Genomic DNA, 20084 nt, shown 5'->3' on the forward strand with positions numbered 1-20084 from the left:
GACGCAGTCGCTGTCTAGTCGTCTGCTTTTAGGTCTGCGCAGCCTCAGTGCTGATGAGGATGACCGTGCTGTCAGGGGTGAGGTCGAGGCGGTCCCTGGCCGCGCGGAGGCCGGCGAGGGTGGCGGCGCCGCTCGGTCCTGACGAGATCCCAAGAGCCCTGAGATCAGCCGTCGCTTGCAGGGCTGCGTCGTCTTCGACTGTCACGGAGTAGTCGAGGCCTGAGCGCAGTACGGGCCAGGCGAGGGTGGACGCCGTACCGCAGTTCAGGCCGGCCATGACTGTCTTGCCGGTGGGGACTGTGACTAGCTCACCGGCCAGGAGGCTTGTGGTGACGCAGGAGGCGCTCGCGGGCTCTACGCCGAGTAGAGCGGGTGCGGACGAGCCGCTGCGGTAGTGGGTGACGGCAGCCTGGGCTATCGAGCCCACTCCCATCGGTACGACGACCAGGTCAGGCTGTACGTCGATCTCCCGGAACAGCGTGGAGTAGCCGTCGACGATGTGCTGTGGCACCTCCTCGTACCCAGGCCACGCGGAGTCCTGGATCAGCAACCGGTTGTCCACGGCGTACGACGCGGCCTCGGCGACTGCGGCGTCGTACGAGTCCGGTACGACGGTCACCGTCGCACCCTCCGAGCGGATCGCGTCGATCGCCGCGTCGCTCACGACGTCCGGCACGAACACGTGAGACGGCAGACCGAGCATGGCGGCCCGGCGAGCGACGGCCCGGCCGTGGTTGCCATCGGTGGCGGTGACGAGCTCAACCGGTCCCGGGTGGTCCTGCAGCGTGCGGTGGATGGCCCACCACGCGCCGAGCGCCTTGAAGGCGGGCAGGCCGAGTCGCTGCGACTCGTCCTTCACCAGGACCCGGCCGACACCCAACTCCGCCGCCAATGACGGGACAGGTGTCAGCGGCGTCGGGCGGTAGCCGGGCAGGCTCTGGTGGAACGCCAGCACCTCCTCCGGTGCAGGCGTCGTACGCCAGGCCCGTGCGGCCGGGTTGTTATACCAACGCACCAGCTAGGCGACGAGGCAGAAAGCCTGAGCCGAGCCGGAGTACGCGCGCGGGGAGGAGGCGATCCGCTGCGACGCCGACTCCTCGACGCGGATCGCGGCGGTCTGGAGGCGGATCGGCAGCGTGGACCGGACCGCGGTGGCCAGGTCGAACTGCACCTCGGTCAGCAGGTCGGTCAGCTCGAGGTCCAGCGCGCGGCAGATCGCGGCGAGGATCTCGGACGACGGTTCCTTGCGGCCGCGCTCGATCTCGGACAGGTAGGGAACCGACACTTGCGCCAGCTCGGCGAGCTCGCGCAGGGTGATCCCCCGCTCGCGCCGCAGCCGGCGGAAGACGTTCCCGATCACCTGGCGTAGCAACACGTCTGGCCCTCCTCGCCTCCGGATGTCCTGTACCGAGTGTGCCATCCCGCCGAGGTCTGCGGTGGGCAGATCTGCCACGGGCAGATTCCCGGGTGCTCCCGGGCGGTGGCGCGCAGGCTGGATCGTATGAGTGAGTTTCAGCTTCCGAACAACCTCGACGGCCACATCTACCAGCGCCTGCTCTGGCAGCGCATCCTCGTCCTCGGCGACGAGATCAAGGACGAGAACGCCAACGCCCTGTGCGCCCAGCTGATCCTGCTGAACGCCGAGGACCCGAAGGCGGACATCTCGCTCTACATCAACTCCCCCGGCGGCTCGGTGTCGGCCGGGCTGGCGATCTACGACACGATGAGCTTCATCAGCAACGACGTGGCGACGTACGCGATGGGCATGGTCGCGTCGATGGGCCAGGTGCTGCTGACCTCTGGCGCACCCGGTAAGCGGTACGCGCTGCCGCACGCGCGGATCATGATGCACCAGCCGACCGGCGGCATGGGCGGTACGGCGTCCGACATCAAGACGCAGGCGGAGCAGGCGATCAAGGCGCGGGCGGACCTGGCGCAGTTGATCAGCCAGCGCACCGGTCAGTCGGTGGACCGGATCGAGACCGACTTCGATCGCGACCGCTGGTTCACCGCTGAAGCGGCACTGGACTACGGCATCGTCGACCGCGTGCTCACCCGTCCCACCCCGGTGGCGGCCTGACAGGTCAGAGCGTGGCGAGGGCCTGGGCCAGGTCTGCGGTGAGGTCTTCGGGGTCTTCCAGGCCGAGACTGAGGCGGAGTAGACCGGCGACGGGCTTGGCTTCGGGCGCGACCAGGCGGTGAGTGAGTGCGGCGGGGTGCTGGATCAGGGTGTCCACACCGCCGAGCGACACCGCGTGCGTGACGAGCTTCAGCCCACCGGCGACCCGGGCGGCGGCGTCGTGCCCGCCGGCGACGGTGAAAGCGAGTACCGCGCCCGGTCCGGCCTGCTGGCGGCCGATCAGCTCCTGCGGATCTGACAGACCTGGGTAGTAGACGGCCTCCACAGCGGGCTGGGCACTCAGCCAGTCCGCCACCTTCATTGCGGTCGCCTGCTGCGCCCGCACTCGCACCGGCAGCGTCTGCAGTCCCCTGTGCAGTTCGTACGCCGCCAACGGGTGCAGCAGGCCACCAGTCACAGCCCGGATCTGGCGGAGCCGGGCGATCCATTCCACGCCGGCCGCGACGACGCCGCCCATGACGTCGCCGTGGCCGCCGAGGTACTTGGTTGCCGAGTGCAGCACCAGGCTCGCCCCGTGACGAGCCGGCTGCTGCAGGACCGGCGTCGCGAACGTGTTGTCCACAAGCACCGGTACGTCACTTGCCTGCCGAGCCACCGCCGCGATGTCCACCAGTTGCACGGTCGGGTTGGCCGGCGTCTCCACGATCACCAGCCCGGTCTCCGGCCGGATCGCCGTCGCGACCTCGGTTGCCTTCGCCCAGCTGACCGTCGTCCCCAGGAGGCCTGTGGACAACAGGTGGTCCGAGCCTCCGTACAGGGGCCGTACGGCGACCACGTGGGGGCGGCCGGCGGCGACGGTGGCGAGCAGGCAGGCGGTGAGCGCGGCCATACCGGAGCCGAACGCGACCGCGCCGTCCGTGAGCTCGAGCTCCGCGAGGGCGTCCTCGAACCGGGCGACAGTCGGGTTCCACAAGCGCTGGTAGACGAGGCTGCCGCCGTCTGGGCCATTGCCCTGGGTCAGTTCGTCGTACGACGTCCCACCGGCGGCCACACCGGGCAGCGGGTAGGTGGTGGACAGGTCGATCGGCGGGACGTGCACGCCGAGCGCGGTCAGGTCGTCGCGTCCGGCGTGCACCGACCGGGTGTCGAGCTGGGTCATGCCTGCCTCCTCGGGGCCACACGGGGCTGCTTATGCCTGCTCATGGCTGCTCGGCGACGAGGATGGAATGTTCTGCGGATTGACCGCAATAGTTCCGAAGAAAATTCATCCACAGGCTCATCCACATGCTGTGGATTCTGTGGAGGAGATCTACAGTGGTGTCATGCCGAAGGATCGTCGGACGCCTGGACCGGCTCCGCGGGCAGCGCCGGGCACACCGGCCGGCGGGCTCGACGAGGTCGATCGGGAGCTGGTCCGGCTGCTGACGGCCGATGGCCGGATGCCGAACAACGCGCTCGCGGAGGCGACCGGGATCGCCCCGTCGACGTGCCTGATGCGGGTCCGGTCGCTGCGGGACCGCGGCGTGATCAAGGGCTTCCACGCCGATGTGGACCTGGGCGCGCTGGGGCAACCGTTGCAGGCGCTGGTGGCGGTGCGGATCGGGGCGCACTCGCGCGACGAGATCAACCGCTTCCGGACCAAGGTGCCGGGGCTACCTGGGGTGTTGTCGCTCTTCCACGTCAGCGGCGCCAACGACTACTTGCTGCATGTGTCAGCGGCGTCGCCGGACGCGCTGCGAGAGTTCGTGCTGGATCACCTGACCGCCGACCCGGCGGTCGTCCATGCAGAGACGAGCCTGATCTTCGAACACGTCCGCGGCGGGCCGGCTAGCGAGGGTTGAGACCCCAGGTGGCTGCCAGCTGGGTGAAGGAGTGGCGGCGTTCGGTGGGGTTGTGGATGTTGGTGGTGATGATCAGTTCGTCGGCGTCCGCGGCTTTGGCTCGGTGGGACAGGTCGGCGACTACCTGGTCGGCGGTGCCGACGGACACCAGGCCGGACCACTCTTCGACGGCGGCGCGTTCGGCGTCACTCCAGGGGTAGGCGGCCGCTTCCTCAGGTGACGGAAGTGGGCCGGGGCGGCCGGAGCGGAGGCGAAGCATGGAGAGGGCGTTGGCCTGGGCCAACTCCTGCGCACGTTCCTCGGTGTCGCCGATGATCGCGGCCAGCGCGAGGATGACGTGCGGCTCCGACTGGTGGTCCGACGGCTGGAAGTTCTCCCGGTACGACGCGATCACGCCCGCCGGGTCCAGCGTTCCGAAGTGACCGGCGTACGCGAAACCCGTCCCCAGTGCGGCTGCGGCCTGACCGCCGTACGTGCTGGAACCGAGGATCCAGACCGGCGGCAGCGGTACGTCGTCCGGTTGGGCAGAGATCGGCGCGAACGGGTGGCCGGCCGGGAAGCCTTCGGCGTATGCGCGGAGCTCGGCGTACTGCTCGGGGAAGTCGTCGGCACCGAGTGCCTCACGGCTGCGGCGCAGAGCGAGCGCGGTCCGCTGGTCGGTGCCGGGTGCGCGACCGATGCCGAGGTCGATGCGGTCGGGGTGCAGACCGGCCAGCACGCGGAACGTCTCGGCGACCTTCAGCGGTGAGTGGTTCGGCAGCATGATGCCGCCGGAGCCGATGCGGATGCTCGAGGTGGCGGCGGCAACGGCCGCGATCATCACCTCGGGACTCGAGCTGACCACGCTCGGGATGTTGTGATGCTCCGCCAGCCAGTAGCGGTGGTACCCGGCAGCCTCGGCGGTCCGGGCCAGTTCGAGCGTCTCGTGCAGCGCCTGGGACGGACGCGAGCCCGTCGGCACCGGCGAGAGGTCGAGCACGGACAGGGGCATCGCTTCAGCGCTCACGTCCAACCAGCAACCGCGACCGACCGCAGGCTATTCCGGGTATGTCGTTTGGGTGCGGGCGTCACGTAGTGGCCGGGCCCACCAGGCGAGTTGGCCGAGGAGTGCGGACGCGGCGGCCGGGGTCGTCGGATCGGTCGGCTCACCGTCCACCGTGAAGTCGGTCTCATGGAAGCCGAGGGTGTCGCGGATCGTGACCGCGTGGAGCTCGCCGAAGACCAACCGGAGTTGCTCGGCGGCACGCAGTCCGCCGGATCGGCCGCCGTACACGACGAAGCCGATCGGCTTTCCGTACCAGGGCCGCCGTACCGCATCGATCGCGGTCTTGAGGTCGCCCGGGTAGGCGTGGTTGTACTCGGCCGTGACGATCACCGCGGCGTCGGCCTCGTCGATCCGGGCCGGGAGAGCATTCAGCGGTACGGCGCTCAGATCGATCAGATCGAGTTTGAAGTCGTCGGACCGCTCGACCTCACGAGCGAACCAGTGGGTGACCAGAGTGCCGAAGCGACCGGCGTCGACGTTGCGGGTGAGCAAGGCCAGCCGCAGCGGATGAACGGTCACGCGGAGGACGCTATTACCTCAACTCGACTTGAGGTCAAGCGTCGATCGGCGGCGGTGGACTGGAGGGTTCGAGCTCGGACTTGGCCGCGCGCAGCAGATCGCCATTCGCGGTCGCCAGGACGCCGACGGTCTGCCAGGCCTTGGTGACGGCGGCGAGTTGGGTCGAGTCGGGGCCGAAGAGGTCGCTCGCCGCTGTCTGGGTGGCATTAGCGAAGTCGGTGAAGGTGGCAGTTCCGGAGAGGGTGCCGGAGGTGAGGGTCGCATACCAGATCCGGCCCGGTTCGTCGTACGCATTGCCGCCGAGCTCGGCCGCGGCCAGGTAGAAGGCGCGATTCGGGATGCCCGAGTTGAGGTGGACGCCGCCGTTGTCGTCCTCGGTCTCGATGTAGCCGTCCATGTGGGCCGGTTGCGGATCACGGCCGAGCCGCGGGTCGTCGTACGCCGTCCCCGGCTCCTTCATCGAGCGCAGCGCGACGCCCTGGACGCCGGGGCGGAACAGGCCGGCGCCGATCAGCCAGTCGGCCTCGGCGGTGCTCTGGCCGAGGTGGTGCTGTTTGGCGAGCGAGCCGAACACGTCGGCGAGGCTCTCGTTCAGTGCACCCGACTGGCCTTCGTAGGCAAGGTTCGCGGTGTACTGCGTGACGCCGTGGGCCAACTCGTGTCCGGTCACGTCGCTCGCACCGGTGAGCGGGCCGAAGATCTCGCCGTCACCGTCGCCGAACACCATCTGCGCGCCGTCCCAGAACGCGTTCGCGTAGCCGCGGTCGTAGTGCACCGACGACGTCAGGATCAGGCCCGCACCGTCGATCGAGTCACGACCGAAGCACTCGCTGAACATGGTCCAGGTCGCGCCGGTTCCGTCGTACGCCTGATTCACCGCCTCGTCCTGGACGGCGTCCTCACCCTCGGCACGCGCCGGACGACCGGGCAGTGCGGTCCTGTTCTCGGCGTCGTACACGGCTCGCTGCAGTCCACCGGCTTCGGTCGCCCTGGCAAGCCCCGCGGCCGGGCGGGTTCGCAGTACGGCGTCGTGCTGCAGCGACTGGCGAAACCGCGCTCGCAGGCTCGGGTCGTCCACGGTCTGCTCGAGGTGCTCGAGCAGGTACGGCGGGACGATGGAGTGGAAGGCCATGCGGACAGCCTGCCCAATCGGGTCGTCCGGATAACAGGACGCAGTTCAGAAAAACTGGGGATGGGGATAAACTCAACGATTTGTGGCTGCCACCAGAGGAAATGCAGAAATGGTCTCTGGGAACCAACGCGGCACATTTTATCACAAGGGGTTTGAATTGCCGAATCCGGTCCAGGCTGAGCAGCTTCACCTGACGACTTTCTACGCCGCGCTCGACGCCGAGCGCGAGCGCGCCGAGGCCCGCAAGCAGGACGAGCAGCAGGTCCAGACCCGCAACGCTCAGGCCCTGCACCAGCGCGACGGCCGGATCCGCGAGCTTAACGTCCGGTTGGCCCGGCTCAACTCCGCCGAGGAAGGTCTGTACTTCGGCCGCCTGGACGCTGCCGACGGCGAGACCCTGCACCTCGGCCGGATCGGACTGCACGACGCCGACTACGAACCGTTGCTGGTCGACTGGCGCGCGCCCGCGGCTCGCCCGTTCTACATCGCGACCGCGGTCGCCAACGAGGGTGTGGTTCGGCGTCGCCACATCCAGAGCCGGTTGCGCAAGGTGATCGATGTCCAGGACGAGCAGCTCGACCTGGAGCGGGACGCGCCGGACGCGTCCAAGCCCGGCACCGGCGTGATGGGCCAGGCCGTCCTGCTGAAGGCGCTCGACGCGCGCCGGACCGGCCGGATGGAGTCGATCGTGCAGACGATCCAGGCCGACCAGGACCGGATCATCCGCGCGGACCTGCCCGGAATCCTGGTCGTCCAGGGCGGCCCGGGGACCGGTAAGACCGCGATCGCACTGCACCGCGCCGCCTATTTGCTTTATACGCACCGTGAACAGCTGGAAAAGCGCGGAATTCTGGTCGTCGGGCCGAATCCGGCGTTCCTGCGGTTCATCGGTGAGGTGCTGCCGTCACTCGGTGAGGACGGTGTCCGGCTCGTCACCGTCGCCGAGCTGTTCCCGGGCCTGACCGCGACCCGGCCGGAGGACGCGGAGAGCGCTGAGGTGAAGGGCCGTGCGGTGATGGCCGAGGTGATCGCCAAGGCGGTCGCCGACCGGCAGTGGGTCCCCGACCGCTCGCTCCACGTCACCGTCGAACAGACCGTGCTCCGCGTCGACCGTGAGATCTGTGTCGACGCACGCGAGCGGGCGAGGCGCCGGCAGCTCACCCACAACCAGGCCCGGCCGTTCTTCCTGACCGAGATCGTCGATTTCCTGACGAACCAGTACGCCGACATCATCGGCGCCGACCCGCTCGGCGGCGAGAACCTGCTCGACGAGTACGACCTCGCGGAACTGCGTAAGGAGGTCCTCGCCGAGCCGGCCGTCCAGGCTCTGCTCGACCAACTCTGGCCGCTGCTCAGTCCGCAGAAACTCCTCGAGGATCTGTACGGCGACGAGGACCGGCTGGCCCTGGCCGCGCCGCAGTTGAGCGTCCTCGATCGCGAACACCTGCTGCGGTACGGCGATGACTGGAGCCCGTCCGACGTACCGCTGCTCGACGAAGCGGCCGAGTTGCTCGGTGACGACGGTCGTGAGGCGGCGCGGGAGAAGGCGGCGCGGGCGCGGGCGATCGCGTATGCCCAGGGCTCGCTGGACGTGTTGACCGGCTCGGCGTCGACGGACTTCGACGAGGACGACGAGTCGGAAGTCCTGACCGCAAAGGACCTTCTCGATGCCGAGATGCTCGCGGAGCGGTACCAGGCCGAGGACGATCGGACGCTGGCGGACCGGGCCGCAGTGGATCGCCGGTGGACCTATGGGCACGTGATCGTTGACGAGGCGCAGGAGCTGACCCCGATGGCGTGGCGTGCGATCGCGCGGCGGTGCCCGCTGCGTTCGATGACTGTGGTCGGGGATGTGGCGCAGACCGGTGCAGTCGGTGGCGGGACGAGCTGGGACGGCGCGCTGGGCTCCACCTTCGGCGATCGGTGGCGGTTAGCCGAGCTGACGCTCAACTACCGCACACCGGCCGAGGTGATGGAGCTCGCCGGCGACGTACTCCGCGAGGTCGACCCACGGGCGAAGGCACCGCGCTCGGTTCGGTCGACCGGGGTGAAGCCTTGGCACGCGGACATCGGGGCTGCCGATCAGGCGGCGTACGTCCAGAAGGTCGCTGCGGAGGAGATGCAGCACGGGCAGGTCGGCGTCATCACGTCACGCAGCCGCCTGGAGCTGGTGCAGGAGGCTGTGGCTCACCTGAGTGACGTCACGGTGCTGAACGCCGCCGGCGCCAAGGGTCTCGAGTTCGACTCAGTCCTGGTCGTCGACCCCGACGGGATCCTGATCGAGTCCCCCCGCGGTCTCCGCGATCTGTACGTCGCTTTGACCCGGTGTACTCAACGACTCGGGGTGGTCGGTCCGCTTCCCGACGTACTGCGGTCCTCCGTTGCGTGGGACGACCGGCGTTAGTGGTCCGCGCAGCACTTCTGTTGATGTTGGAGCTCGAACGGGACCAGCACGTTGCCGGCGGCGGGCTGGACCTGGAGGACCAGACGGCTGCCGCGGCGGAGCGGTCGGAGGAAGTCTCGCGTGTCGATCAGTGAGTCGTCGGTGACGGCGAGGCCACCGACGGCTTCGAGCTGGTCGATTCCGCAGCGGGTGCGGAGTTCTGCTGCGGGCAGGACGCCGTGGGCCTGTTCGTGTCCAGGCCAGCGGACCGCGCGTCCCGCCGTACCCAGGGCTGCTTCGACGGCGGCGACGTACGCACCGCGGACGAGGTGGCTCGGGCCGGCGAGTTCGGGCTCGGATGCGCCCGGGCGGGTGATCGCGAGGCCGACGGTGTGGTCTGCGAAGTGGTCGCGGATGTCGTCGGCCAGATCCGCCGCACTCATGAGCGAGACGGCGACGTGCGGGCGGTCGCCGCCTGACACCATGTGGGTGCAGGCGACGACCGGCTGGTCCACGACGTCGAACAGGTCGTACAGCAGGTGATCGGCCTCGGCCGTGTCCCGGCTGTCCGCATCGATCGCGATGATCATGGTCGGCTTACTTCGGGAGCACCCAGATCGGGTTCGTGTAGAACCACAGGTCGACCCACGGGTCCGCGTCGCCGACCACGTCGAGCTGCGGGCCGACCGGGTCGATCGAGGCGCCCAGGTACCCGGGCTGGCTGCGGTTCCCGTCGGTGCCGCGGACGCGGACGTAGAACGGCGCCTCCGCCTTGCCCAGCGGGTACACCAGCTCGAACGTGCCGCGGCGACCCGAGGTGTCCCACTGCCGGACGACCTTCGTGTTCGGGGTCGTGAACGTGTCGCGGTCCGCGACCGGTCCCGTCACCGCGCCCTGGATGACGTCGACGCGATTGAGGGTGGGCACGAAGTTCGCCCAGTTCGGCATCGTCTGTGCGGTGATCCGTACGACGAGCTCGAGCGCGCGGCCCTTGCGGGTGATGAGGGCGCCGCCGAGTGGTTCGCCGTACCGCTTGCCGACCTCACGGACCTCGACCTCGACACCCTTGACCAGCGCGCCGTGGTCGACCCAGACGCGACCGTTGCGCAGGCCCTCCATCACCGCGAGGTAGTCGCGCCGGTCTGCGCCGACGTGCGTGCGGCTGTAGAAGCCGGGCCAGAAGTCGCCCGCGGTGGAGTTGAGCGTGTTGCCGTAGACCGGGTCCATGTAGCGGCCGTCGCGGTCGAACTGCGCCTGGCTCGACCCGTCGGGGCGGCGGGCGGTCTCGTTCCAGTTCACGTGCGAGTCAGAGTTGGCGCTGATCCACCACGGCTTGCCCTCGGCGAGCAGGCTGTCCCAGAGGCCGCCGACGGTCGCCGTCATCCAGTCGAAGCCGCCCCAGGTCCGGTAGCTCTCGGCCGGGTAGCCGGGGAAGGAGTTCGCGTTCGGCGAGTTGCCGTAGAAGCCGCGGGCGCTCGCACCGCCGATCCCCTGCGGTAGGCCGGCCGCCTGGTGACCCGGTGCCCCCTCGAAACCGACCGCGATCCGCGGGTCGGCGTCACGCCAGCTGCGGATCTCGTGCGGGCTGTCGATGCCGTTGCGCGCCGGGTGGTTGGCCAGGAACAGCGCGTCCGCGACCCGGCGCTGGTCCACCTGCTGACCGAGCCACTGGATGCCGGACACCGCGAGCGCCTCGTTGACGGGCGTGTTCGCCCCGGCGCCCTTCACGCTGCCGTCGTAGCTGTTCTCGAACTGCTTGAGTACGTCGACCTCACGGCTGCCCGGCGCAACGAAGACCGTGCCGTGCTCGGCGGCCGGGATGTTCCACTCCAGCCCCTGGAAGATCAGCGTGTTGCGCAGCTCCGAGCGGGCCGCCTTGATCTGTGGGTTGACCAGGTCGACACCGATCCGGGCGTGCGTCGCGCCACCGTGGTCGGTGATGACCAGCCAGTCCAGCCCGAACGCCGCCGCATGCCGAGCCTGGTCGATCACCCGGTACATGCCGTCGGAGCTCAGCTGCGTGTGGATGTGGTGGTCGCCGGCCAGCCAGACGTTCGGGCGGTTGCCCGGCCGGAAGATCCAGCCGTCCTTGGCGGCGGCGGTCGCTGGGGTCGTGGCCGCGGCGACCTGGGCTCCGGTGGCCGCCAGAGCCGCCGTACCGCCGAGGATGCCGGCCGACCGCAGCAGCGCCCGCCGGGACACCTCACTCGGCGAGAGATCGCTGTCCGGCACCGACTCGTCCAACGCGGCCAAGGTGGCCGCGTCCAGCTCGGTGTTCGGGTGGTGATGATCGTGCCCGTGCGCGTGGTCATGGCCGTGGTCATGCCCGTGGCCGTGGGTGTGGCCCATCGTGTGTCCTCTCGGATGGCGGAATCCGCCGCGATCATCACCCTTTTCCATGACCACCAGATGTTGTCCCGGTGAACGCCACCCATGGACAACGCAGAGCGACGACGCTTCAATGGGCGCGGGGGGAAACCATGAATGGAGAACTACGCTCTGTCACAAACCATCGCAAGCTCACCGGATCGGATCGCGGCAACGCGACCCTGGCGGCCCTGGCCGGAGTCGCGGTCGGGGTCTTGCTCGTCCTGCTCACCTGGCTGGTCGTGCTGCTCAACCGGACTGATCCGGCCGACCGTGCGGCCAACACACCGACCGCAGCGCCGGCCACAGCTTCGGCTCCGGCGACGGCTCCGGCGCCGGTGAAGACGGTGACGGTCGCGCCGTCGGTCAAGGGCACCGCCACGGCACCGAAGGCTGTCGGTGACGTCCGGGCGCTGCCGGCTGGGCTGTTCTGCCGGGATCTCAAGGCCAAGGGATTCAGCTACGTGGCGGCGATCGACTACTGGCGACTGCACGGTCAGACGAACCAGATGGATGCCGATCGCAACGGAATCCCGTGCGAGACCGTCTATTCGCGCAGCGATGTCGCGCTCTACTGGCACGGGCGTGAGATCTCGGGCACCACGCCACTGGCGGCGGGGCTGTTCTGTCGCGATCTGGCTGCTCGCGGAGCGACGTACGGAGAAGCCGTTGCCTACTGGTGGTACTACAACCTGCCGGCCCGGATGGATGCCGACAACAACGGTATCCCCTGCGAGACGGTGTACTCGACCGCGACCGTGAATGCCTTCTGGTTCTCGTGAGGCGGTCTGTCCTGGCGGTGTTCCTCGCAGTTGCGGCTGTGGTCACAGTCGGTGGTCTGATCGCACTCTCGTCGGCCGGCACGTTCGACAAGACTGAGTCGGACGCGCCGGTCATGAGTACGTCGCCAGCTACCAGAACTGCCACCGTCACGACTGAACCGTCCAGGACGCCAAGTCCGTCCACCGTGTCGCCGACGGCAAGGACTGTGTACGTGTTTCCGATCCGCGGTTGCAAGGCGTCCGCGTCGCAGAGTCATCATGACTATCCGGCGTCGGACATCTTCGCGGACAAGGGATGCAGCTTCGTCTCTCCGGTGGACGGTCGGGTGGACGAGGTGATTCGGGTGGACAGTTGGGCCCCGAAGACCAATGTCGGACGGGATCGTGGCGGGCTGTCGGTCTCGGTGGTCGGGGTTGATGGGGTGCGGTACTACGGCTCGCACTTGTCGGCGATCGGCAACGGAGTCAGGCCGGGACTGCGCGTTCGGGCCGGACAGGTGCTCGGGTCGATCGGGAACACCGGCAGCGCCCGCGTCACGCCGTCTCATCTCCATTTCGGCATCAGCTGGCCGACCCCGGCAGGCAAGTGGTGGATCCGCCGCGGGTCGGTATCGCCGCAGGCGTACCTGAACGCGTGGCGGCACGAACAGCAACTCTCACCTGTCCCCGCAGTCGCCAAAGCCCGCCGCACCTACGGCACCGACCACGGCTGCCGCTCTTATTGCTAACGACCGCCCAAACTTCGAACGTCAGTGGGTCACAAGAGCCGCTCAACTCCTGAGCACGGTTTCGGCACCGTCCACCAGGACCTGCGCCTGTTTGACCGCGGCTTTGGCTTTCTGCGATCCGACGTACACCATGCCGTAGTGCGCGCCGTCCTTGATGTCCAGCAGCCGGTCCAATGCCCTTGCCATTGCGTTGCCGTCGCCGGCGAGCTTCCGAACCAGTTCGACCGCCTGCCGGTGGTCCTTGCCTCGTGAACGCTCCCCCAGGGCGACGCAGCAGGCAGCGTCGGCCGCAGCAATTCCGGCCAGGACGGCCAGGGAGGCCGCCACACCAGGATGCGCGAGGTCGTCCTCCTCGCCTTCGACGAGCGCGGCGACCTCGAGAAATGCACGGGCTTGGGTGATACGGACTCGCGCCTGCTCCCGACCGCACGGCTGGGTCCGGCCTAGAGCTCGCGGCGTCATCGGGCGGTCCTGCGCGCGCTCCGGAGGTGACGGAACTCGACGCCGGCCACCGTGACGGCATCGCGGTACCACTCCTGGACGATCGGCTCTTCGGCAGCGAGGTGCTCGTCCAACTGCGAAAGGCTGAGCTCGTACAGCTGTGCATGGTTCCCAGTCCAGCGGAACACCTGGTCGGCGAGGTCACCGACCAGGTCCGCCCACTCGGCAGGCGGTGAGCCAGGGAAATCCCGGTGAATCAAGAGGATGTCGATATCACTGTCGAGTCCTCCATCGCCACGAGCGACCGAGCCGAACAGGCTCGCGTGTACCGGCACGATCGCCCAGTCGTCGATAGCAGCGCGGATCCGATCGACCAGTCGTTGCCGCATGGTGGTCAACTGCTCTACCGCGGCGGCGGCGAGGTGCTGCCTGTTGAGCGTGTACAAAATACTTGCGCCGGCCTGTGACGCGCCGACCAAGCCGGTCGACGTCAACCGCTGCAGCACCTTCCGCACGCCAGGCTCGCTGCCCACTCCGGCCAACTGCTGGACCCGCCGGCCGGTGAGCGGCTCAGTGGTCCGAGCCAGCACGGCCAGGACCGGGCCGTCGAGCGACGGGACAACGGTGCTGATCGGCCGTGACAGATCCATCAGAATCCCAACTATAGCTTCTATATCACAACTATAGTATCAGCATCGCAACTTTACTTGCTATTCCTCCTGGGCGAAGGGCGTCAGTTCGCGCGCGGCTCGCTGCAGGATCTTGGTCGACACGGATGAGAAGCCGAGTGACTCGTAGAGGCGGGAGGCGCCGGTCGGGTTGTCTGCGTCTACGCCGAGACCAGCTCGCTGATAGCCGTTCGTCTGACCAGCTCGCAGTACGGCGCTCATCGCGGCGCGCGCCACGCCGCGACCGCGGTACTCCCGCCGGGCGCCGACCTGGCCGATCCACACCTCGCGTATGCCGGTCTTCTCGGTGTCGACCGGGTGCTCGTACGCCAGCGCGTACGCCGCGATCCGGTCACCGTCGAGGACGAGGTACGACGAGGCTGCCCGGAACGCACGGTTCCCGGTGAACCACGTTCTCCAGTCGTCCTCGTCCTTCGTCGTCACGCCCCAGTGGTCCCGGAAGATCTCGTTGTGGGCCAGCCGCAGTGCCTCGTCGTACTGCGGATCGAACAGGATCGCCGTCAAACCATCCGGAAGCGGCACCGCAGCGACCGGGTCGCTCAGCGACCGCTGCATCACGCTGAAGTACCGCACCGGCCGGAAGCCGCGAGTCCCCAGCAGGGCGATGCCGCCCGCGTTGACGGCTTGGACCTCGACATCAATCACGTCGGCTCGTTCCCGACCTCGACGGAGTTGCCAGTCGAGCAGCGGACCACCAAGACCCCGGCGGCGCGCGTCAGGATGGATACCGCCCTTCACCTTGACGATCGTCCGACCATCAATGACGTCCGGCGAAGGGACGAGACCGTAGCCGACCAGCCTGTCGTCGAGCCAGACGGCCAGCGAGTCCACGGCCGGGTCGAGTCCTGGTGCACCGAGGACGGCGGTGAGGTCGGCGAGGTCGACGTACTCGCCGCTCTGTTCCGCGGCGGCGATCGCGTTGGCCAACTCCACCGCGGCCGCCGTCTGCGAAGGCCGCAGAGGTCCCGTGTTCACCGCCATGGGCGCAACGGTAGGTGGTCAGGATTCGGGGCCGAAGATTTGGCGGATTTCGGATTCGCCTTCCCAGCCGGGCCAGGTGCGGCGGTGCAGGTCCATGAAGCGCTTGGTCCAGTGGACGACCTCGTCGCGGGTGGCGACGTCGTACACGGCGTAGGCGCCGAGTGGGGCCGGGTCGTCGAAGGGGCCGTCGGTGATGGTGAGGCGGCCGGCGGACACACCGACGCGGGTGGCGGTCGCGATCGGGAGCAGGCCGGCCGTGTCGACGAGGACACCGCTTCGGGCGGCCTCCGCGCCGAGGGCGGCGATGCCTTCGTGCAGCGCGGGCGGCGGGAAGCCGTGAGACTCGGAGGTGCGCAGTACGGCGATGAATCGCATTACCGTGCCCGCCCTTCGCGCAACATCCCGATCGACTTCTCGACCCGCCGGTCCCGGGTCTCCTCGGTCTTCGCCGACGTCACCTGCAGCGTGTGCCACTGCTGCTTGCTGTAGCTCAGCGTGTCCCAGAACTCCTTCGCCTTGGCATCCGCCGCGAGCGCCGCGGCCAACTCCTCGGGTACGTCGACCTCACGCGGAGCCGTGTCGAGTTCGACGTCGACGTCCAGCACGTCTCCGGCCGAGACCCCGGCAGCGGTACGACGTTCCGCGCTGACGCCGAGCATGAAGCGCCCACCCATCCGGGCGATCGAGGTGCGAAAGGTGTACCCGTTCACCGTCACGCTGACCTTCGGGTGTCCACCGCCGCCGAGCCCGTCGACGATCTCGGCGGGAACCTCGAACCCAGCCGTGTTCTTGCCACTGGACTCGAGCTCAGCCTTGAACTTCATCAGAGACTCCCTCCGCGCGAGCGCGCAGCATCAGCAGGGTGATCCAGGTCCAGCCCAGGATGACAGCGACGGTGAATCCGAGATTGACGGCGGCGGTGCCGCTGCCGGCGCCGAGGCCGACGAGGCCGAGGAGGTAGACGACACCGGTCACCAGCGAGAACCGCGACCAGCCGGTCGAGCCCCGTCGCCCGAACCACCGGCTCAGCACGAAGCAGGCGACGATCAGGCCGATGAAGCCGAGGAACCCGGCGATCACGTGCCCGACCCCGTGCCAGCTGATGGTCTCCGGCATCGCGTCCGGCGTACCGGGCGGGAAGCCGAGGGCAGGATCGGCTCGCATCAGACCAGCCGCGGCGACGCCGGCGCCGTACGCGACGAGACCGCCGATCGCCCACCGGGATCGGAGTCCCGCCCGCCGCAGGCCGAGTACGCCGATGACGGTGAGCAGGCCGGTGACGACCATCATCGTGGAGTGGATCCAGCCGCCGGTGCCGTTCGCGAGCAGGCTCAGGGAGTGCTTGCGGATGTCGAAGCCGTCGCGAACGATCGCTTCGAGCGTGCCGATGCCGACGTAGAGCGGGCCGGCGAGTGCGCCGGCGAGCAGGAGCGGTGGTGCCGATTGCTTCGTTGTGGTTGTCATGCTGAACAGCCTCGGTCGGACTCCTTCAGAAAGACTTTGGAAGTTCTAGGCTGAGCCGCATGCGATTTGGCGTGCTGGGGCCGGTCACCGCGTGGACCGACGACGGCCAAGCGGTGCGGATCCCGGATCGCAAGGTGCGGGCGCTGCTGGCCGATCTTCTGCTGCACGCGGGCCGGCCGGTCGCCGCGGCCACGATCATCGACGATCTGTGGGGCGACGAGTTGCCGGTCAATCCGACTGCGACGCTCCAAACCCGGGTCTCCCAGCTGCGCAAGGCGCTCGACGAGGCCGAGCCGGGTGCACGCGAGCTCGTTCAGACGACGCCCGCCGGCTACCTCATCACCGTTGCCGCGGAGGCCGTCGACTCCGGTCGGTTCCGAGCACTCGCCGCCCGGGCCCGGCAGACCGGCAACGCGCGCATGCGCGCCGCGACACTGGCCGACGCCCTCACGCTCTGGCGTGGTCCGGCGTACGCCGATGTCGCGCAGGACGCGTTCGCCCGGGCGACCATCGACCGGCTCGATGAGGAGCGCCTGGCCGTGCAGGAGGCGTACGCCGAGGCGCGGTTGGTGCTCGGTGAGTACGACGAACTCGTGGCCGAGCTGGCCGAGCTCGTGGCCCGGAATCCGTTGCGGCAGCGGCTGCGCGCCGTACAGATGAGGGCGCTGCATCAAGCGGGCCGGCAGGCTGAGGCGTTGGAGAGCTACGCCGACCTGCGGCATCGGCTGGCCGATGAGCTCGGGCTCGATCCCGGTCCGGACCTAGTCGCGCTGCAGCATGAGGTCCTCACCGAGGCACCGGCAGCCAGGGAGCCCGAGAGGACCAATCTGCCGGCCGAGATCGAGTTGATCGGCCGGGACGCCGCTGTAGATGAGGTGGTCGAAAGGCTGGCGTCGGCGCGACTGGTGACGTTGACCGGAGCGGGCGGTGTCGGCAAGACGAGCCTCGCGCTTGCGGCCGCTCGTCGTACAGGCGACGAGGCCTGGCTGGTCGAGCTCGCCGCGCTGGGCGCTGGGGCCGGCGCGGACGAGGTATCGGCATTGCTCGATGCAACGACCGGGCTGCTGGTCCTCGACAACTGTGAGCACGTGATCGAGGCAGCCGCGGAGGTGGCTGCCCGGTTGTTGCGCGAGTCGCCGGGCCTGCGGATCCTCGCCACGAGCCGAGAACCACTCGCGGTCGCCGGCGAACACCGTTGGCCGGTGCCTCCTCTGGATCTACCGGCAGCTGAGGCCGACGCAGCCGCGAGTCCGGCCGTTCAGCTCTTCGTTGCGCGCGCGTCAGCGGCGGATCCGCGCTTCAGCCTCACTGCGCACAACACCGCAGCGGTGGTTGCGTTGTGCCGTCGGCTCGACGGGCTTCCGCTCGCACTGGAGCTGGCCGCGAGCCGGGTGGCGGCGATGGACGTCCGCGACCTGGTCGACCGCTTCGACGATCGTTATCGCCAGCGCGGTCTGCCCGATCGGCAGCAGACGTTGTCGGCCATGGTCGAGTGGAGTTGGGATCTTCTCGGCGAACCGGAACGCGCGGTGCTGCGCCGGCTCGCTCCACATCCCGGCGGCTGCACGCTGGCCGCGGCCGAGGCTGTGTGTGCCGGCGACGACGTACCGGTGGCTGATGTCGCGGAGTTGCTGAGCCGGTTGGTCGATCGGTCGCTCGTCGTACGCGTGGACGGGACGTCCGGGTCGCGGTATCGCCTGTTGGAGACAGTGCGCGCGTTCTGCCTGCAGCGACTGGAGGAAGCGGGCGAGCTGGAGACGACCCGGCGACGGTACGAGCGGTACTTCGAAGGGTTGGCGCGGCACACCGAGCCTCGGCTCTACGGGCACAGCGAGCTGTTCGCCTACCTCGGTGGCTTGTACGGCGACGCGCTTCCGCGCAGCTCCGGACCGCCGACAATGTTGCCTCGGACAACGACCGTGACCTCGGCCGACGGCACGCCGATCGTGCTCGAGAGCTACGGCGATGGCGGTCCGGCGATCGTCCTCGTCGGCGGCGCGCTGAACGACCGGCGGACGTTCATCCCGCTGGCGAAGCGGCTGGCCGGGCAGTTCACCGTGGTGACCTACGACCGGCGCGGTCGCGGAGACAGCGGCGAGGTGCTGCCGTGGGCGGTCGAGCGGGAGTTCGAGGACCTGGCCGCGGTCGTGGACGCGGTCGGTGGTTCGGCGTACGCGTTGGGTGTCTCGTCCGGCGCGGTGCTCGCGGCCGAGGCGGCTGTGTACGGCGTACCGATCCTCGGGCTGCTGCTGATCGAGCCGCCGTTCATCATCGACGACACCCGGCCGCGGCTCGCGGCCGACTTCGCGGATCGGCTGCAGGAGTTGGTCGAACAGGACCGGTACGGCGACGCGACCGAACTGTTCCTGGTCCAGGCGGTCGAGATGCCGGCCGAGGTCCTCGCACCGATGCGGTCCGCCCCACTGTGGAAGGACCTGGAGGCACTGGCACCGACCTTGGCGTACGACGTCATCGTGATGGGCGACTTCACCATTCCGGACCATTGGGCGACCGCGATCACCGTGCCCACGCTGGTGATCGACGGCGGCGAGAGCCGGGACTGGCGTCGCAACACCGCGCAGGTGGTCGCCGATCTGCTCCCGGACGGCCGCCGGCTGACCATGGACGGTCACCCGCACGACGTCGAGCCCGATGTCCTCGGTCCGATCGTCGAGGCCTTCGTCGCCGAGACCATGTCGAGCCGGCCCGAGTAGTTCCGACGTACCGGATGTGTGAGCTGATCGGCAGCTCTCCGGACGAAGGACGTACGCATGGGACAGCCCGTTCTGAACAGTATGTTGCTCGGCAGCACCGACCCGGAGCGGTTGAAATCCTGGTACCGCGACGGCTTCCACGCGGAGGTCGACGGCTACGGCAATCTGAACCTCGGCGGCTTCGGCCTGGTGATCGAACAGCGTGACGACGTCGCCGCGAAGACCGCGGAACCCGGCCGGTTCGTGGTGAACTTCGCCGTCGACGACATCGAGGCGGCGGCCGCGCACCTGCGCACCCTCGACGTCGAGTGGCTGGTGCACCCGGAGGACCGCGGGGTCGGCTGGTTCGCCACCCTGGTCGACCCGGACGGCAACTATGTCCAACTCATCCAGATGAAGCCGGAGTACTACGCCGGCCTCTGAACAGAAACGTCCGCACCGGCCTTGGGGAACCGGTGCGGACGGGGTCTTCTGTTCAGTTCGTGCAATCAGGCGCATTCAGGGGAGATGGGCGGCAAGCGGGGAGCAGAGCGCCAACGCCCGCTTGCCGCCAACGGCACCTTTGGTGATCGAGGTGAGGTTCTCGACCGGTCACGTTTCCGGGTGGGTTGTCTGGTGAGATACGGAACGCGAAAGGTACCGGTTGCTTCTCAGCGGGGTGCTACGTCCCACATGCGCTCGCCGGGCAGGGGGTCGGGGAGCCGGTCGACGGCAGGCATCGGGTCGTTGGTGACCCGGAGGCCTGCGAACCGACGGCTCATGGCGTGTGCGTACCGCTCGGCCAACGCCGGCTCGGCGTTGTAGTCGGCGATCACGTGCTCACCGAACCAGACTCGGACGCGTCGGCGCTCAGACGTCTGGGTGGCGGTGGCGGTTGTCACTTTTCCTCCTGGCTGTTGCTCAAAGGGTGGTCGGCCT

General features: G+C 68.7%; 22 protein-coding genes. 7 read left to right on the plus strand and 15 right to left on the minus strand.

The features are described 5' to 3' along the window. Positions 1-28: 28 nt before the first annotated feature. Both EV652_RS23640 and EV652_RS23645 read right to left on the minus strand, forming a co-directional pair. Complete coding sequence (locus tag EV652_RS23640; RefSeq protein WP_242001952.1) at positions 29-1015, minus strand: pyridoxal-phosphate dependent enzyme; 987 nt, start codon at positions 1013-1015, stop codon at positions 29-31. Positions 1016-1018: 3 nt separating this feature from the next. Next, a complete protein-coding gene (locus EV652_RS23645) occupies positions 1019-1375 on the minus strand; it encodes a helix-turn-helix domain-containing protein (RefSeq protein ID WP_132211400.1) in 357 nt (118 codons plus the stop codon). A gap of 126 nt (positions 1376-1501) precedes the next feature. Here EV652_RS23645 and EV652_RS23650 point away from each other — a divergent pair, with 126 nt between their 5' ends. Then, complete coding sequence (locus EV652_RS23650; RefSeq protein ID WP_132211401.1) at positions 1502-2080, plus strand: ClpP family protease; 579 nt, start codon at positions 1502-1504, stop codon at positions 2078-2080. A 4-nt stretch (positions 2081-2084) separates the two neighbouring features. On the opposite strand, the gene EV652_RS23655 is transcribed toward EV652_RS23650, so the two are convergent. Further along, positions 2085-3239: a trans-sulfuration enzyme family protein gene (locus EV652_RS23655; RefSeq protein ID WP_132211402.1), complete on the minus strand. Its 1155-nt coding sequence runs from the start codon at positions 3237-3239 to the stop codon at positions 2085-2087. A gap of 163 nt (positions 3240-3402) precedes the next feature. Between EV652_RS23655 and EV652_RS23660 the strand changes: the two genes are divergently transcribed. Beyond that, complete coding sequence (locus EV652_RS23660; protein ID WP_132211403.1) at positions 3403-3921, plus strand: Lrp/AsnC family transcriptional regulator; 519 nt, start codon at positions 3403-3405, stop codon at positions 3919-3921. Here EV652_RS23660 and EV652_RS23665 read toward each other — a convergent pair. From EV652_RS23665 to EV652_RS23675, 3 genes are read right to left on the minus strand one after another with little or no spacing between them, the layout of a single operon-like run. Next, positions 3908-4927: an LLM class flavin-dependent oxidoreductase gene (locus EV652_RS23665; protein WP_242001953.1), complete on the minus strand. Its 1020-nt coding sequence runs from the start codon at positions 4925-4927 to the stop codon at positions 3908-3910. The two genes, EV652_RS23660 and EV652_RS23665, sit on opposite strands and share 14 nt — an antisense overlap. A 30-nt stretch (positions 4928-4957) precedes the next feature. Continuing rightward, positions 4958-5485, minus strand: coding sequence for an NADPH-dependent FMN reductase (locus EV652_RS23670; RefSeq protein WP_132211404.1), 528 nt, complete (start codon positions 5483-5485; stop codon positions 4958-4960). A 34-nt stretch (positions 5486-5519) separates the two neighbouring features. Further along, the gene (locus EV652_RS23675) at positions 5520-6617 is read right to left on the minus strand and encodes a M4 family metallopeptidase (RefSeq protein WP_132211405.1); all 1098 of its coding nucleotides are present in this window, start codon (positions 6615-6617) and stop codon (positions 5520-5522) included. A 157-nt stretch (positions 6618-6774) separates the two neighbouring features. Between EV652_RS23675 and EV652_RS23680 the strand changes: the two genes are divergently transcribed. Further along, a complete protein-coding gene (locus tag EV652_RS23680; protein ID WP_199238369.1) occupies positions 6775-9021 on the plus strand; it encodes a HelD family protein in 2247 nt (748 codons plus the stop codon). Here EV652_RS23680 and EV652_RS23685 read toward each other — a convergent pair. Then, entirely contained in the window at positions 9018-9590 is a 573-nt protein-coding gene (locus EV652_RS23685) for a hypothetical protein (protein WP_132211407.1), read from the minus strand. The two genes, EV652_RS23680 and EV652_RS23685, sit on opposite strands and share 4 nt — an antisense overlap. A gap of 7 nt (positions 9591-9597) precedes the next feature. After that, a complete protein-coding gene (locus EV652_RS23690) occupies positions 9598-11349 on the minus strand; it encodes a histidinol-phosphatase (protein ID WP_132211408.1) in 1752 nt (583 codons plus the stop codon). A 131-nt stretch (positions 11350-11480) separates the two neighbouring features. On the opposite strand from EV652_RS23690, the gene EV652_RS23695 reads away from it, so the two are divergent. Then, the gene (locus EV652_RS23695; protein ID WP_132211409.1) at positions 11481-12149 is read left to right on the plus strand and encodes an excalibur calcium-binding domain-containing protein; all 669 of its coding nucleotides are present in this window, start codon (positions 11481-11483) and stop codon (positions 12147-12149) included. Positions 12150-12361: 212 nt separating this feature from the next. Then, the gene (locus EV652_RS23700; RefSeq protein WP_199238370.1) at positions 12362-12877 is read left to right on the plus strand and encodes a M23 family metallopeptidase; all 516 of its coding nucleotides are present in this window, start codon (positions 12362-12364) and stop codon (positions 12875-12877) included. A gap of 42 nt (positions 12878-12919) precedes the next feature. On the opposite strand, the gene EV652_RS23705 is transcribed toward EV652_RS23700, so the two are convergent. Genes EV652_RS23705 through EV652_RS23730 form a run of 6 tightly spaced genes read right to left on the minus strand, consistent with a single transcriptional unit; the run spans position 12920 to position 16452 of the window. Further along, complete coding sequence (locus tag EV652_RS23705; protein WP_132211410.1) at positions 12920-13339, minus strand: hypothetical protein; 420 nt, start codon at positions 13337-13339, stop codon at positions 12920-12922. Further along, positions 13336-13968 carry a nucleotidyltransferase domain-containing protein gene (locus tag EV652_RS23710; protein ID WP_132211411.1) on the minus strand — a complete coding sequence of 211 codons (633 nt, stop codon included), beginning with the start codon at positions 13966-13968 and terminating at the stop codon, positions 13336-13338. Before EV652_RS23710 ends, EV652_RS23705 begins: the two co-directional genes overlap by 4 nt. Positions 13969-14028: 60 nt before the next feature. Next, positions 14029-14988: a GNAT family N-acetyltransferase gene (locus tag EV652_RS23715; RefSeq protein ID WP_132211412.1), complete on the minus strand. Its 960-nt coding sequence runs from the start codon at positions 14986-14988 to the stop codon at positions 14029-14031. A gap of 18 nt (positions 14989-15006) precedes the next feature. Next, positions 15007-15363 (minus strand): YciI family protein, encoded by a 357-nt coding sequence (locus EV652_RS23720; protein ID WP_132211413.1) that lies wholly within the window; start codon positions 15361-15363, stop codon positions 15007-15009. Further along, on the minus strand, positions 15363-15812 hold the full coding sequence (locus EV652_RS23725; RefSeq protein ID WP_132211414.1) for a YdeI/OmpD-associated family protein: 450 nt from the start codon (positions 15810-15812) through the stop codon (positions 15363-15365). Before EV652_RS23725 ends, EV652_RS23720 begins: the two co-directional genes overlap by 1 nt. Further along, the gene (locus EV652_RS23730) at positions 15796-16452 is read right to left on the minus strand and encodes a DUF998 domain-containing protein (RefSeq protein ID WP_132211415.1); all 657 of its coding nucleotides are present in this window, start codon (positions 16450-16452) and stop codon (positions 15796-15798) included. Before EV652_RS23730 ends, EV652_RS23725 begins: the two co-directional genes overlap by 17 nt. A 59-nt stretch (positions 16453-16511) precedes the next feature. On the opposite strand from EV652_RS23730, the gene EV652_RS23735 reads away from it, so the two are divergent. After that, complete coding sequence (locus EV652_RS23735; protein ID WP_132211416.1) at positions 16512-19166, plus strand: alpha/beta fold hydrolase; 2655 nt, start codon at positions 16512-16514, stop codon at positions 19164-19166. 57 nt (positions 19167-19223) lie between these two features. Beyond that, complete coding sequence (locus EV652_RS23740; protein ID WP_132211417.1) at positions 19224-19589, plus strand: VOC family protein; 366 nt, start codon at positions 19224-19226, stop codon at positions 19587-19589. A gap of 227 nt (positions 19590-19816) precedes the next feature. Here EV652_RS23740 and EV652_RS23745 read toward each other — a convergent pair whose 3' ends face one another. Continuing rightward, positions 19817-20047, minus strand: a complete 231-nt coding sequence (locus EV652_RS23745) for a hypothetical protein (RefSeq protein WP_012924486.1) — start codon at positions 20045-20047, stop codon at positions 19817-19819. Positions 20048-20084 lie beyond the last annotated feature (37 nt).

The organism is Kribbella steppae (genome assembly GCF_004342025.1).
Lineage (GTDB): Bacteria > Actinomycetota > Actinomycetes > Propionibacteriales > Kribbellaceae > Kribbella > Kribbella steppae.

Excerpts from the sequence above, each read along its gene's own strand:
- EV652_RS23650 (WP_132211401.1), top strand. The coding sequence starts at position 1,502 with ATGAGTGAGTTTCAGCTTCCGAACAACCTCGACGGCCACATCTACCAG.
- EV652_RS23655 (WP_132211402.1), bottom strand. The coding sequence starts at position 3,239 with ATGACCCAGCTCGACACCCGGTCGGTGCACGCCGGACGCGACGACCTG.
- EV652_RS23660 (WP_132211403.1), top strand. The coding sequence starts at position 3,403 with ATGCCGAAGGATCGTCGGACGCCTGGACCGGCTCCGCGGGCAGCGCCG.
- EV652_RS23675 (WP_132211405.1), bottom strand. The coding sequence starts at position 6,617 with ATGGCCTTCCACTCCATCGTCCCGCCGTACCTGCTCGAGCACCTCGAG.
- EV652_RS23685 (WP_132211407.1), bottom strand. The coding sequence starts at position 9,590 with ATGATCATCGCGATCGATGCGGACAGCCGGGACACGGCCGAGGCCGAT.
- EV652_RS23690 (WP_132211408.1), bottom strand. The coding sequence starts at position 11,349 with ATGGGCCACACCCACGGCCACGGGCATGACCACGGCCATGACCACGCG.
- EV652_RS23695 (WP_132211409.1), top strand. The coding sequence starts at position 11,481 with ATGAATGGAGAACTACGCTCTGTCACAAACCATCGCAAGCTCACCGGA.
- EV652_RS23705 (WP_132211410.1), bottom strand. The coding sequence starts at position 13,339 with ATGACGCCGCGAGCTCTAGGCCGGACCCAGCCGTGCGGTCGGGAGCAG.
- EV652_RS23710 (WP_132211411.1), bottom strand. The coding sequence starts at position 13,968 with ATGGATCTGTCACGGCCGATCAGCACCGTTGTCCCGTCGCTCGACGGC.
- EV652_RS23715 (WP_132211412.1), bottom strand. The coding sequence starts at position 14,988 with ATGGCGGTGAACACGGGACCTCTGCGGCCTTCGCAGACGGCGGCCGCG.
- EV652_RS23720 (WP_132211413.1), bottom strand. The coding sequence starts at position 15,363 with ATGCGATTCATCGCCGTACTGCGCACCTCCGAGTCTCACGGCTTCCCG.
- EV652_RS23725 (WP_132211414.1), bottom strand. The coding sequence starts at position 15,812 with ATGAAGTTCAAGGCTGAGCTCGAGTCCAGTGGCAAGAACACGGCTGGG.
- EV652_RS23730 (WP_132211415.1), bottom strand. The coding sequence starts at position 16,452 with ATGACAACCACAACGAAGCAATCGGCACCACCGCTCCTGCTCGCCGGC.
- EV652_RS23735 (WP_132211416.1), top strand. The coding sequence starts at position 16,512 with ATGCGATTTGGCGTGCTGGGGCCGGTCACCGCGTGGACCGACGACGGC.
- EV652_RS23740 (WP_132211417.1), top strand. The coding sequence starts at position 19,224 with ATGGGACAGCCCGTTCTGAACAGTATGTTGCTCGGCAGCACCGACCCG.